Raw genomic sequence first — 12,788 nt, forward strand, 5'->3', positions numbered from 1 at the left:
GTCGGAACGCATCTCAGATGCGTTCCGGGTGAGGGGGAGTCTCCGCACATGCAACTATCAGCGTCTACGCGGAGACAGCCCCTCACCCCAACCCTCTCCCCGTAAGAACGGGGCGAGGGAGCGCAGCGCCGTCGCTCTTCGACCTAACTTCCTCACGCGCTACGTCGCGATCCGCTCGACCACGTCGCGCACCAGGCCGGTCAGCAGCTCGAGCTTGTAACCCGTCATCGGGAGCGGCTTGGCCCCCGCTGTTGCCAGCGCAGCGGCTTGCGCGATGGTCGCCGCATCGGCCGGTTTCCCCTGTAGTGCCGCCTCACTTGCTTTGAGACGCAGCGGGACCGGAGCAATGCCGCCCGCCGTGATGTGGACCTGCTGGAACGTGCCAGCCGATGTCACGGCCCGCACGCAGATCTCGACCAGCGGCCATTCTGCATAGGAGCGGCTGATGGCGCGCTTGTAGAGCGCGCGCTCGCCGGCCAGCGGAGCAGGGAGCTCGATCCGCTCGATTTGCTCGCCCGGTGCGAGCAGATTGTCGGCCGCGCCATTGCTGCCGTCGCCGAGCAGGTCGGTAATCGACAATCCGCTGCGCCGGTCGGTGGTGACCTTCGCATCATAGGCCATCAGCGCCATCGCCATCGTCGACGGATGCGGCGCGACGCAGGGGCCGAGATCGAACGCGACGTGATAGAGGTGGTTGCCGGATCGCGCCGGACAGTCGGAGCCGCCCTTCTTGAGGCAGGCGATCTGCGGATTGCGGAAGTACCAGCAGCGCGAGCGCTGGGCGAGGTTGCCGCCGAGCGTCGCCATATGCCGGATCTGCGGCGTGGCAAGGCCCTGCGCGGCAGCGGCGATGCCGGGATAGGCCTGGGCGAGCCGGGCGTCGGATGCGATTGCAGCGATCGCGGTCAGGGCGCCGATCCGCGCCGCGCCGTCCGCGCCCCACGCAATTCCGATCGTATCGGGACTGGCGGTGAGATCGATGACCTCTCCACACGACAGGCCGCTGCGGCGGCGCTCCGACAGGTCGGTGCCGGCGGCACGGAATTCGGGTCCGGACATTGCCAGTGCAGTTGCGGCGCTCATGCGGCGTCCCTCCCTTTCAGCGCGGCGACGATGCGGTCGGGCCGGATCGGAATCTCGGTGAGGCGGACGCCGATCGCGTCGTGGATCGCGTTGGCGACCGCGGCCGAGGTCGGCACCGTCGAGGCCTCGCCGATACCGACGCTGTTGCCGAGCACATGATCGAAGCCGGCCTCGTCGAAATGCACATCGATCTCCGGCGTGTCGGCGATGCCCGGGATGCGATAGTCCTCCATCCCCGCGGTGAGAACGTCGCCGGTCTTCGGATCGAGCTCGCGCGCCTCGTAGAGCGCGTAGCCGAGGCCCTGGATCACAGCGCCGCAGGCCTGGCTGCGCGCGAGCGCGGGAGAAGCGATCTTGCCGACCGCGATGCCGGTATGGACGTTGAGCACACGGACATGGCCGAGCCAGGTGTCGACTTCGACCTCGATGACCTGCACCGAACTCGGCACACCGGCGCCGACCGCGATGTTGGAGAAGCGGCGCATCATCCAGCCGAACACCATGCCGATCAGGCCGACTTCGCGCAGCGGCGAGCGGATGCCGGGCGCGGTGTTCTTGCCGTCCTCGCCGCGCGTCTCCACGACAGCGATGTCGGACGAACGCGCGATCAGCTCGCGCCAGGGCGCGTTCGAGCCGGGCGCTGGCTTTCGTGTCGCCTGTTCGAGGATTTGAGCCTTCAGTTTCCGGACCGCCTGCAAGGTCGGCGGCATCACCGAGGCGGTGACTCGGCTGCCGCCGGAGCCCGGCCCTTCAGGCAGCGATGAATCGCCGATCCGCACATCGATATCAGAGGGTTCGAGATCGAACTCGCGCGCAATCGTGTCGGCGAGCACGCTGCGGGTGCCGGTGCCGATGTCCTGCGTCGCGGTGCTGGCGACGATGCGGCCGCCCTTGACCGCGACCTCGACCTTCACGTTGGGCTGCCAGAGATAGAGCCAGTAGCCGGTGGCGACGCCGATGCCGCCGCGATAGCGCCCGGTCTGTTGCGGCTTGCGATTGCGCCAGATCTCGAGCCCGGAGGCCCAGTCGTACAGCCGCTGGCGGTTGGGATCGGGATCCCAGCGCTTGCGCAGGGCGATCGGATCGACCTTGAGCCGCAGCGCGGCCTCGTCGATCGATTGCTCTACCGCGAACGCCATCGGCGGTCCGCCCGGGCCGCGGAAGGCGGCGCCGGGTGGCAGATTGCTGATGACGTCGAAATCGGACAGGTCCTTGGCCTCGGCCGGATAGATCAGCCGCGCCAGGCCCGCGATGGTCGAATTGGTCGCGGCCCCCGTATCGGCATGCGCGGTGACGGAGAGTGCTTTCAGGCCGCCCTGGTCGGAGGGCAGCAGCGCGACCTTCAGCTCCGCGGCCGGCCGATAGCCGGCGACCGAGAGCTCCTCTTGCCGATCGTAGGCAACCCGCACCGGCGCCTTCGCCTCGCGCGCCAGCTCGATGGCGGCGATCGTCTCGGTACCCAGGCTCGCCTTCGATCCGAAGCCGCCGCCGACGTGATCGGCGATCACCCGGACCTTGTCGTGATCGAGCTTGTAGCGCTTTGCGATCTGCTCCTTCAGGTGAAACACCTGCTGGGTCGAGGCGTGCAGGGTGAGCCGGTCGCCGTCGAAGCGGGCCACCGCGGCGTGCGGTTCGAGACATGCATGCTGCTGCGTGGCGGTGCGGAACGTTGCTTCGACGAGCAGCTTGTTGCTCGCCTGGCGTGCCTCGTCGACCCAGCTGCGCGCCTTCTTGGCGCGGGTCGCGAACACCGCGGTCGGGCCGCGGATGTTCTGCTTCCACGGCGCCGGCCCGCCGGCCGCTTCCGAAACGTTGCCGGCCCGCTTGCGGCTCGCTTTGTCGAACACGACGGGCGCGCCGTCCTTGCGCCCGGCGTCGAGCCCGACCACCGCGGGCAGCTTTTCGTAGCTCAGCTTGATCGCGGCGAGCGCGGCCAGCGCCGACTTGCGGTCGCGCGCGGCGACTGCCGCGATCGGCTCGCCGACAAAGCGCACGATGCGGTCGTCGCCGAGCAGCGACACCGCAGTGACGCCGGCGAGCGCGCGCGCCGGCGCGAGGTCGAGCACGGTGATGCGGGCATGCGCCTCGCGCGAGCGCAGGATCAGGCCTTCGAGCTGGCCGTCATGATTGATGTCGACGGTGTATTTCGCCGCGCCCGTCACCTTGTCGCGCGCCTCGATGCGGGGCGCTGCGACATTGTCGCCGTCGAAGCGTCCGGCGCAGGCGTCCGCCACCGCGCGGAAGATCCCGTCATAGGCGCCGCAGCGGCAGAGGTGGCCCGACAGCGCCGCGCCGATCTCCTCGCGCGACGGCACGGCCGTCCCCTTGGTCGCGCGCCATTGGTCGCAGAACGCGGTCGCCTCCACGATGAAGCCCGGCGTGCAGAAGCCGCATTGCAGGGCGTCATGCGCCATGAACGCCTTCTGCACCGGATGCAGCCTGGCGGCGCCGATGCCCTCCACCGTCGTCACCGCCTTGCCGGCTGCGGCCCGCGCCGGCATCAGACAGCTTGCCACCGGCGCGCCGTCGACCAGCACCGTGCAGGCGCCGCAGACGCCGGCACCGCAGACGAGCTTGGTGCCGGTGAGCTTGAGCTGGTCGCGCACGATGTCGATCAAGAGGGCATCGGGATCATCGGGCAGGGATTCGACGCGGCCGTTGACGGTCGTCGTGGTCATGACTGTCCTCCAGTTGTCCTGCGTGTCGGCTTCTTTGGGGGTGCCGCCTTCTTGATGGGCGGCTTCTCGGATTTCGGTACGGCGCCGGCGCAGAGCGTCCGCACCATGATCGCCATGTCTTTCAGGAACGCGTCCGCCGGCTGCATCGCCGGGTATTGCGACTTCGCTGCGTAGATCGACATTTCAACCAGCCGCGCGAATTCGGCCGGCGACAGCTCCTGCGGCAGCGCAAGCTGCTGCCGGCGTGCGGTGCGCGTGATGGTCGCGACCATGCGCTCCGCATAGCGTGCCGCGTAGGTCTGGTAGAGGTCGCGGGCGTGCACGAGGTGTTCGGAATACAGTTCCTCGAGATGCGGCGAGCCGTCCAGCGATCCGATCATGGTCGACATCCGCGCGGTCATGCCCGCGGCAAGGATGTCGCCGAGATTGCCGCCTGCCGCCTCGGCATCTGTAACGGCGGTCTCCTCGGCTGCGATCGCGGATTCATGGATGCGCTCGATCACGGCCCGGAACAGCGCTTCCTTGGATTCGAAATGATGATAGAGCGCCTGCCGCGTCAGGCCGGCCGCCTCCGCGACCTGCTCGATCGAGGAACGGCGAAAGCCGTGCCGGCGGAACACCAGCATGGTGGCATCGAGGATGCGGGTTTTCGGTCCCATTTGACGATTTTGACAAATGTAGGAGAATTGTCAAATCGCGATTTGGTGAGGCGGCCCGCCGGGCCGCCTTGCGCCTGTGTGAGACGCGTCACGGAAGGTCGCGTCCCGGCTGCGTAAAGCTTCGTCATGCAAGGGCGAGCCCGATCGCCCGGCGCTTGCGAGGATACGGACATGACACAGGTCTATTTCCATTGCTCGAATACGCGCGGCGTATTGATGGATCGCCGCGGCACCTCGGTGACCAGCCTCACCGAGGCCTGCGAGGCGGCGACCAGCATGATGCGCTCGCTGGTCGCGACGGTCAGTCTGGAAGATTGGCGCGATTGGGCCGTGCATGTCAGCGACGAGGACGGCGAGGAGATCGTCATCCTGCCCTTCGCATTCGTTCTCGGCAAAGCGCACTGAGAGGCAGCCATGCCGTCATTGCTGCCTCTTTGCCGCAGCCTGAACGCGATCGCGACCGGCTGGCAGAATCTGATCGCGCGCATTCGCGATCCCTACCGCCCCGAGCTCCACTACATGCGCGGGCCGGGCCCCAAATGGCGCGCCAAGCACGCCGCGGCAGCCGGCTGAACGCAGACCCGATCCCGGCTAGGCCGCGCAGGACTCGCGCATCGGGGCCGGCAGGGATTCCCAGGTGCGAACCAGATCGCCGATCGAGCTCGCCTGCATCTTGCGCATCACGTTGGCGCGGTGCAGCTTGACAGTCACTTCGCTGATGCCGAGATCGAAGGCGATCTGCTTGTTCACGCGGCCGCGCGCAACCTCGTAGAGCACCCGGCGTTCGCGCGGAGAAAGCGATTCCAGCCGTCGGACATTGCGCTCGGCGATCCTCTCATCGGCGCGTTGCGCGAGATCCTTCCTGATCCCGGCGGTCACCGCATCCAGCAGGGTTTGATCGCGCACCGGCTTGGTCAGAAAGTCGATGGCGCCGGCCTTCATGGCCTGTACCGTCATCGGGATGTCGCCGTGGCCGGTCAGGAACACGATCGGCTTGCGCCTGCCGCTTGCTGCGAGATGAAGCTGCAGATCGAGACCGCTCGATCCCGGCATCCGAACGTCGAGAATCAGGCATCCGGGCCGCTCCCATACGCTTGCTGCGAACAGGTCTTGTGGCGAGGCAAAGCAGGCGCACTCCATACCGGCCGACAACATCAGTTCCTGCACGGCTTCGCGAACCGCCGGATCGTCGTCCACGATGATGACAAGAGGCTGCTCGGCCTCATCCTTTGGCCGCATCCAACCCGAAGCGGGGTTCTGCGACGTCTCGAGTTCATGTGTCATATTTCCCTCCTCATCGAACTCGCGCCACGCGCCAGTTCCCCGATTCGAACTGTTGCTCCAGCATCCGCTCCAGCATCTTTGGGCCGTCACCAACGACGGCGGTAACCGACGTTCGATGCGCGATCATCACACTGCCACGGCCTCGTCGGCCTCCGCCGGCAGCGTGAACGTGAACGTTGTCTCGCCGGCCGGGCCGGTCTCCGTCCACAGCCGGCCGCCATGGGTTTCGACAATGGAGCGGCAGATTGCGAGCCCCATTCCCATGCCGTCCGTCTTCGTCGTGACGAACGCCTCGAATATCCGGTCCGGCGATTCCACCCCGGGACCGCGATCGCTGATCTCGATCCGCACGCTGCCGCCCGATCTGCGCGCGCGGATGGCAAGCGACTTGGCGTCTCCGAGACCCTCCATGGCCTCGATCGCATTGCGTATGAGATTGATCAAAACCTGCTGGATCTGGATCCGGTCGCAGACCACGGCGGGCAGGCCGGCCTCGATCTGCATCGCGACGCTGACGCCGCTCTGCCGTGCGGCGTCGATCATCAGATCACGCGCTTCCGCGATGATTTCGCCGAGCGTCGCGCGTCTCTTCTCTTGCGTCGATTGTTTGAACAGCGCGCGAATGCGGCTGACCACGTCCGCGGCTGCATTGGCGTCGCGAATGATGCGCGTAACGATCAGTTGCGCGCGTTCGACATTAGGCGCATCCGCGGCCAGCCACCGTTGGCATGCGTGCGAATTGGCGACGATCGCGGCGAGGGGCTGATTGACCTCGTGGGCGATCGAAGCCGAGAGCTCCGCCAGGCTGGCCGCCTGGCTTGCGCGTCCCAGGGTGTCCCGGGTTCGCCGCAGCTCATCCTGCGCCTGGACTTGATCTTCGATATCGAGACAGATCCCGTACCATTGCACCACGACACCTTCAGCATTGCGCATCGGCGCCGCGCGGGCCTCCACCCAGCGATGCACGCCGTCCGCGCGACGAAGCCGGTGCTTCAACGAGAACGGCTCGCCGGTCACGATCGCACCGCGAACCGCGTCGGTGACGACGACCGCGTCATCCGGATGCACGATGATGCTGATCGTCGCGGCGAGCCGTCCAGCGTCGAGATGGCTCAACTGGTCAATCGACAGCCCCGTGAATTGCACCATTCGCTTGTTGAAGTAAGTGGGTTCGCCGTCCGGAGCCAGGCTCCAGATCAGGCCGGGCACCGAATCGACCAGCCGGGAAAGTTGCTGTTCGCGTTCGAGCAGGGCTGCCTTGGCCTGCTTCTCGTCGTCGACATCGATAGTGGTGCCGTACCAGGCGGCGATGCGCCCGTCCTGATCTCGTTCGGGCGATGCGAAATTGCGGAACCAGCGATAGACGCCGTCTGCCAGCGCAATGCGATGCTCCAGATCATAGTGATCGCCGGTCGCGAGGCTGTGCTGCCACGCGGCCACGAGGCGATCATAGTCATCGGGATGAACGAGGTTTCTCACGCCGAACGTGTCGCGCCCAAGCGGCGACAGCTCCTTCTTGGAGAGCCCCGTGAGGGTCCTGATGCGACGGCTCATATAGAGAAACTTGCCGCGGGCATCGGTCGACCATGCGAGCGCCGGCATGCTTTCGATGATGCGCAGGGCCTGCTCGGCCTTGTCTGTGTGCTTCGCCGCCCGCCGGCGTCCGGACCAGATGCAGCAGATGCCGACGAGAAGGCAGCAACACGCTGCGACGGCAGCCCAGAGGCCGTTCAGCCCAAGCGTCGACCCAGTCAGCAGCAGTCCGACACCGCAGCCCGACAGGGCGAAGCCGAAGTCCTCAGCGAAACGCGATGTGCCTGTCATGGGCCGCCCTCCCGCTTCGACCTGCGCGGTCGTCGCTTCGGCGACTTGTTGGGATCATCGGTCGGGGCGGATCTTCGGGGGCGATCCTTGACGCGGTCGCTGATCCAGTCCTGGACGTCCCCGAAGAACGCTGCCGGTGCGACACGCCCGAAACGCTGCGCAACGTCGGCGAGGGTCTGGTCGGCCAGGGCGTCGCGCATGGCCTTCTCCGCGCGAAGCATTACGGCGTGAACCGCGCACGTTCCCTTAGCGGCCCATGTCGGCGGTTTTGCGCCGAACAATTGACATCGCAACCGGACATCCTGGCAATCGAACAGCGGCTTATCGCCCTCGATGGCATCGACGATGTCCAGGAAGCTGATCTGCTTCGGCGCCTTCGCAAGCACATATCCGCCTCTGGCGCCTTCGGATGCCTTCACGATGCCGGCCTTCTCCAGCTTCGGAAATATCTTGGCAACGAAGCTCGGCGAAATGCCCTGCAACTCGGCGAGGTCACGGCTGCTCAACGGCTTGTCGCCGGAGCCGACCAGCCACAGCAGGCAATGGATGCCGTATTCGACGCTCACGGTGACGTGTGCCATAACGCGGACTGTAGCAGTCCGAGTTGTGTCATGCAATACGCGGATAGCATTTGTCCGAGTTATGCGGATCCACGACACTGTGATGACAGCGATGTGTCGACGCCGCCCTAAGTTGCTGAAGCGACGACGCATTCCGGCGTATGCGTGGCATTCCCTCGGCGTGCGCGGTCCGGTCGACCTAGCCCTCGGTACAGGCAACCTATCCTCGCGCACGATATCGGCCGTTTGACGGACGTGGCAGTCGCTTCGATCGAACGTTTCCTGCTCCGAAAACGAGCCCGATATCATGACCGAGCCGCTGTTGCGTGATGCCCCAGAGAATTTGTCGCCCTCGTCCGAGGCGCGTCAGGCCAACCAGCCGAGTACCGAGCATCGTGCCGCCGATGTGGAGATGGCGCGCGTGCTCGGCACCACTCCGTTTCGCATGGCTTTGGATGCCGCCGGCGGCGGGATCGCCCACTGGAAACACGAGCCGCTGCACGACGTCGTCGAGCCGATGAGCCACCACGTGATCATGGCCTACAACGGAACGATGCAGCGCATGGAGCGCCGGTCGGGACGGTCGGTCGCGATCGGCACGTTTCGCCCCGGGGTCGTGATCATCATTCCCGAGGGATCAAGCTCCCGATGGGATATTCCGAAGCCCGTCGACGTCGTTCAGCTCTATCTTCCACGGACGACGCTCGCGCGCGTCGCCGATGAAGCCGACGCCCCATCGACTGATCTGCTGGAGCGGACGGCGCATCCTGACCCCATTACGTCCCGCTTGCTGTTGAGTGCGGCGGATGTGCTGCAGGGCAACGAGGCCCTCGATGCACTGTTCAGGCAGCAACTGACGGATCTTCTGGCCACGCGGCTGCTGGCGGCGCACACCGGCGCGCCGGCACCGGTCCGGCCGGTTGGCGGCGGGTTGGCGCCGCAGGCGCTGCGCCGTGCCATCGAGCGGTTGCGCTCGGACAGCGAAGCCGACGTCTCGCTCGCGGCATTGGCAACAGATGTCGGCCTGTCGCGCTTTCACTTCTGCCGCGCCTTCAAGGAAAGCACCGGGCTCTCGCCGCATGCCTGGTTGCGCCAGCACCGGCTCGAGCAGGCCATGAACATGCTGCGCGACACCGATGCATCCGTCGTCTCGGTTGCCGCGGCGCTCGGCTACGGCTCGCAGACCGCATTTGCCGCCGCGTTCCGCAAGCTGACCGGCGAAACCCCGAGCGATTGGCGGCGGCGGCTGCGGTAGCCGCAATCGCTCTTCAGGTCGGGCAATCGCTCTGGGGCGCTCCCAAGCCCCATTCGCTAGATCACCGTGGCGCCCATGCCAACAACGGAGACAAGCGATGGTTTGGAAGGATTTCGGCAGTTCTCTTGCAATCACGCGCCGACGGCGGATTGTGGCGACTGCGCTCATGTACGGGCTGACGCTGACCGTTCGCTTTACGTCGGCAACGAGTGCAGACGCGGATGCTTCGGCACAGGCGTTTCAGGGTGCCAACCCCATCACCTCGGTCATGATCAACGACAGTGCCCCGATCGTCGACGGGGACTGGCTCGCGGCCGCGGTCCAACCGATCGCCTTCCGCCGCGGCGGCTCGCTCGCCTCTCGCGCGTGTCGTCCAGCTTGCGAGACGGCCGTGCGGACGCCGTTCGTGTCGGGCTGCGCCGAGCGCCGATAGGCGGTCGCCGCATTTGCTTCACCCATTCGCGCCGTGATCGCCGCAAGACCCATCAGCGGCGGCGACGCGCGGACATCAGAGACTGCCAACCCCAAGGAGATATTATATGAGACTGGTCATCATCGGCGCCGGCTTTGCCGGCATGTATGCCGCACTCTCTGCAGCCCGCCTGCGCGACATCCAGGGCGTATCGCCCGAGGAATTCGAGATCGCGCTGGTCGCGCCGCAGCCGACCCTCGTGGTCCGCCCGCGGCTCTACGAGCCGAAGCCGGAAACGCTGACCGCGCCGCTGCTCGACATCTTCAACGCGATCGACGTCGTCTATGTGCAGGGCAGCGCCGAGGCGATCGACACCGCGGCGCGCACCGTGCAGATCGTCACCGCCAGGGATGCGCGCAAGACGCTGCCCTACGACCGGCTGGTGGTGGCGACCGGCAGCCAGCTGTTTCGTCCGAACGTGCCCGGCCTTGCCGAGCACGGCTTCAGTGTCGCCAGTCTCGAGGACGCGATCGCGCTCGACCAGCATCTGCACGGCCTCGCCAGGCAGCCGGCATCAGTGGCGCGCGACACTGTCGTCGTTGCCGGCGGCGGCTTCACCGGCATCGAGGCGGCGACCGAGATGCCGGCGCGCTTGCGGGACATCCTCGGCAAGGACGCGAAGCCCCGCGTCGTCATCGTCGATCGCGGCGCTGCGATCGCGCATGACATGAGTGCGGATGCACGCCCGGTCATCGAGGACGCGATGCGCAAGCTCGGGGTCGAGGGTCGGTTCGGCGCCGGCGTCGCCGAGATCAGCAAGTCCGGCGTCACGCTCTCCGATGGCGAGCATATCGAGGCCGCGACCGTGGTGTGGTCGGCCGGCCTTCGCGCCGCGCCGCTGACCCAGCAGATCCCGGCCGAGCGCGACAATTTGGGCCGGCTGCTGGTCGACCGCGATCTGCGCGTGCCGTCGGTCGCAGGTGTGTTCGCTACCGGCGATGCGGCGCGGGCCGCATGCGACGACGTCGGCAACTATGCGCTGATGTCGTGCCAGCACGCGACGCGGATGGGCGCCTTCGCCGGCAACAATGCCGCGGCCGAGCTGCTCGGCGTCCCGACCAGGCCGTATCATCAGAAGGTCTACGTCACCTGCCTCGACCTCGGCGAGGCCGGCGCGCTGTTCACCCGCGGCTGGGAGCGCAAGGTCGAGCTGGTCGGCGATGTCGCCAAGAAGACCAAGCGTGAGATCAACACCGTCTGGATCTATCCGCCGCGCGCCGAGCGGGCGGCAGCGCTCGCAGCCGCCGATCCGGAGCGCGTCATCGATCTCTGAGACTCGTTCGTCGTCGGCCGCGCCTTGCACAGGGCGCGGCCGACCATTCCATTTAGAACCATCCTAACGACAGCGCCGAAAGACGGGACGCATCGTCGCAGGTCCCGGCGGCCCTCGTTGCGCGATCGCAACACGGCGAGCGATAAGTTCAACACTGGACGAGTTCTAATCGCCGCGCGGCTGCGCGCTTGCTGCATCGTGTTAGGCAAGAATGGAGACTCCGGAATTAGGTAGCGACGTTGACTGCGACGACCAAATCCCTGCGGCGATGGGGCGCCGTCCACAAATGGACCAGCCTGATCTGCACATTGTTCATGCTGCTGCTGTGCATCACCGGCCTGCCGCTGATCTTCCACGACGAGATCGATGATCTCCTGCACAGTTCGGTCAAGCCGGCCGAGGCGCCGGCCGGCACGCCGCCGGCCAATCTGGATCATCTGCTGGTCAACGCGCTCGCACAGGCGCCTGGCAAGGTGCCGCACTTCCTGATCTGGGATCGTGACGAGCCCGGCGCGATCTGGGTCAGCGTCGGCCCGACGATCGATGCCAATCCGGTCAACAACCTGCTGATCCGGATGGATACGCATAGCGGCGCCTACCTCGATTCCCCCGATGTGACCGGCCGCTTCACCTACATCATGCTGAAGCTGCACACCGACATGTTCGCAGGGCTGCCCGGCAAGCTGTTCCTCGGCTTGATGGGTATCCTGTTCTGCGTCGCGATCATTTCCGGCATCGTGGTCTACGCGCCGTCGATGCGGAAGCTGCGCTTCGGCGCCTACCGTGCGCAGCGCACCCGCGTCGTGCGCTGGCTCGACGTGCACAATCTCGCCGGCATCCTGCTGGTCGCCTGGACGCTGGTGGTCGGCTTCACCGGCGTCATCAACACCTGGGCCGATCTCGTCCTCAAGATGTGGCAGTTCGGCCAGCTCGCCGAGATGACCGCGCAGTACAAGGACCGCCCGGTGCCGTCGAAGCTGACCTCGCTGAACGGCGCCGTTGAGGTGGCGCGGCACGCGGTGCCCGGCATGACGCCGAGCTTCGTCGCCTTCCCGGGCACGCTGTTCAGCAGCAAGAGCCACTACGCGGTGTTCCTGCACGGCGATACGCCGCTGACCTCGCGGCTCTTGAAGCCCGCGCTGATCGATGCGGAAACCGGCACGCTGACCGACAGCCGCGACATGCCCTGGTACGTGTCGACGCTGTACATCTCGCAGCCGCTGCATTTCGGCGACTATGGCGGCATGCCGCTCAAGATCGTCTGGGCGCTGCTCGACATCCTGACCATCTTCATCCTGGTGACCGGCGTGTATCTGTGGATGCGCCGACGCAAGGCCGGCGTGAGCCAGGAGCGCGCCATCGCCAATGCCGCCTCCATCGATACCCCCGCGCTCACGTCGTGACATCAGCATGGTCGCACACCGCTCATTGACCCAGATCTTCGCCGCGCCGCTCGTCATCGCGATCGTGAGCACGGTGGGCTTGATCAGCGCGCTGGTCGGCGACGGCTGGTGGGATGCCGTCTCATGGGCGGCGCTCGGCCTGCCGGTGCTGCTCTATCTACTGTTCGTCTGGCGGCGCCGGCCGAATTGACCGGGCGGGATCGAGAGGCAGCTCGGCCTTCACCTCTCCCCATCGGGAGAGGTCGATTTGCGGAGCAAATCGGGTGAGGGGCCGCAGCTCTAACGAGGGACTGCAAC

The 12,788-nt window shown here is 66.5% G+C and carries 13 protein-coding genes; 7 read left to right on the forward strand and 6 right to left on the reverse strand.

Annotated features, from left to right (window positions below):
* Nucleotides 1–159: 159 nt before the first annotated feature.
* The 3 genes from AKN84_RS43190 to AKN84_RS43200 are packed head-to-tail and all read right to left on the reverse strand — an operon-like array spanning nucleotide 160 to nucleotide 4,420.
* Nucleotides 160–1,083, reverse strand: coding sequence for an FAD binding domain-containing protein (locus AKN84_RS43190; RefSeq protein ID WP_050426418.1), 924 nt, complete (start codon nucleotides 1,081–1,083; stop codon nucleotides 160–162).
* Nucleotides 1,080–3,761 carry a molybdopterin-dependent oxidoreductase gene (locus tag AKN84_RS43195; RefSeq protein WP_050426419.1) on the reverse strand — a complete coding sequence of 894 codons (2,682 nt, stop codon included), beginning with the start codon at nucleotides 3,759–3,761 and terminating at the stop codon, nucleotides 1,080–1,082. Before AKN84_RS43195 ends, AKN84_RS43190 begins: the two co-directional genes overlap by 4 nt.
* Nucleotides 3,758–4,420: a TetR/AcrR family transcriptional regulator gene (locus AKN84_RS43200; RefSeq protein WP_050426420.1), complete on the reverse strand. Its 663-nt coding sequence runs from the start codon at nucleotides 4,418–4,420 to the stop codon at nucleotides 3,758–3,760. Before AKN84_RS43200 ends, AKN84_RS43195 begins: the two co-directional genes overlap by 4 nt.
* 171 nt (nucleotides 4,421–4,591) lie before the next feature.
* On the opposite strand from AKN84_RS43200, the gene AKN84_RS43205 reads away from it, so the two are divergent.
* Complete coding sequence (locus AKN84_RS43205; protein WP_050426421.1) at nucleotides 4,592–4,825, forward strand: DUF6894 family protein; 234 nt, start codon at nucleotides 4,592–4,594, stop codon at nucleotides 4,823–4,825.
* Between the two features lie 9 nt (nucleotides 4,826–4,834).
* Entirely contained in the window at nucleotides 4,835–4,993 is a 159-nt protein-coding gene (locus AKN84_RS48285) for a hypothetical protein (RefSeq protein WP_167351905.1), read from the forward strand.
* 18 nt (nucleotides 4,994–5,011) lie between these two features.
* On the opposite strand, the gene AKN84_RS43210 is transcribed toward AKN84_RS48285, so the two are convergent.
* The 3 genes from AKN84_RS43210 to AKN84_RS43220 form a co-directional block, all read right to left on the reverse strand.
* Entirely contained in the window at nucleotides 5,012–5,704 is a 693-nt protein-coding gene (locus tag AKN84_RS43210; protein WP_050426422.1) for a response regulator transcription factor, read from the reverse strand.
* Between the two features lie 126 nt (nucleotides 5,705–5,830).
* On the reverse strand, nucleotides 5,831–7,528 hold the full coding sequence (locus AKN84_RS43215) for a PAS domain-containing sensor histidine kinase (protein WP_050426423.1): 1,698 nt from the start codon (nucleotides 7,526–7,528) through the stop codon (nucleotides 5,831–5,833).
* Nucleotides 7,525–8,109 carry an RrF2 family transcriptional regulator gene (locus AKN84_RS43220; protein WP_050426424.1) on the reverse strand — a complete coding sequence of 195 codons (585 nt, stop codon included), beginning with the start codon at nucleotides 8,107–8,109 and terminating at the stop codon, nucleotides 7,525–7,527. Before AKN84_RS43220 ends, AKN84_RS43215 begins: the two co-directional genes overlap by 4 nt.
* A gap of 286 nt (nucleotides 8,110–8,395) precedes the next feature.
* On the opposite strand from AKN84_RS43220, the gene AKN84_RS43225 reads away from it, so the two are divergent.
* From AKN84_RS43225 to AKN84_RS43245, 5 genes are all read left to right on the forward strand, one after another.
* Nucleotides 8,396–9,343, forward strand: coding sequence for a helix-turn-helix transcriptional regulator (locus AKN84_RS43225; protein WP_050426425.1), 948 nt, complete (start codon nucleotides 8,396–8,398; stop codon nucleotides 9,341–9,343).
* A gap of 97 nt (nucleotides 9,344–9,440) precedes the next feature.
* Nucleotides 9,441–9,776, forward strand: a complete 336-nt coding sequence (locus AKN84_RS43230; RefSeq protein ID WP_050426426.1) for a hypothetical protein — start codon at nucleotides 9,441–9,443, stop codon at nucleotides 9,774–9,776.
* Nucleotides 9,777–9,882: 106 nt separating this feature from the next.
* Nucleotides 9,883–11,088 carry an NAD(P)/FAD-dependent oxidoreductase gene (locus AKN84_RS43235; protein WP_050426427.1) on the forward strand — a complete coding sequence of 402 codons (1,206 nt, stop codon included), beginning with the start codon at nucleotides 9,883–9,885 and terminating at the stop codon, nucleotides 11,086–11,088.
* Between the two features lie 239 nt (nucleotides 11,089–11,327).
* Nucleotides 11,328–12,491, forward strand: a complete 1,164-nt coding sequence (locus AKN84_RS43240; protein ID WP_050426428.1) for a PepSY-associated TM helix domain-containing protein — start codon at nucleotides 11,328–11,330, stop codon at nucleotides 12,489–12,491.
* A gap of 7 nt (nucleotides 12,492–12,498) precedes the next feature.
* Nucleotides 12,499–12,681, forward strand: coding sequence for a hypothetical protein (locus AKN84_RS43245; protein ID WP_050426429.1), 183 nt, complete (start codon nucleotides 12,499–12,501; stop codon nucleotides 12,679–12,681).
* The last annotated feature ends 107 nt before the right edge of the window (nucleotides 12,682–12,788 follow it).

The organism is Bradyrhizobium tropiciagri, assembly GCF_001189845.1.
Classification (GTDB): Bacteria; Pseudomonadota; Alphaproteobacteria; order Rhizobiales; family Xanthobacteraceae; genus Bradyrhizobium; species Bradyrhizobium tropiciagri.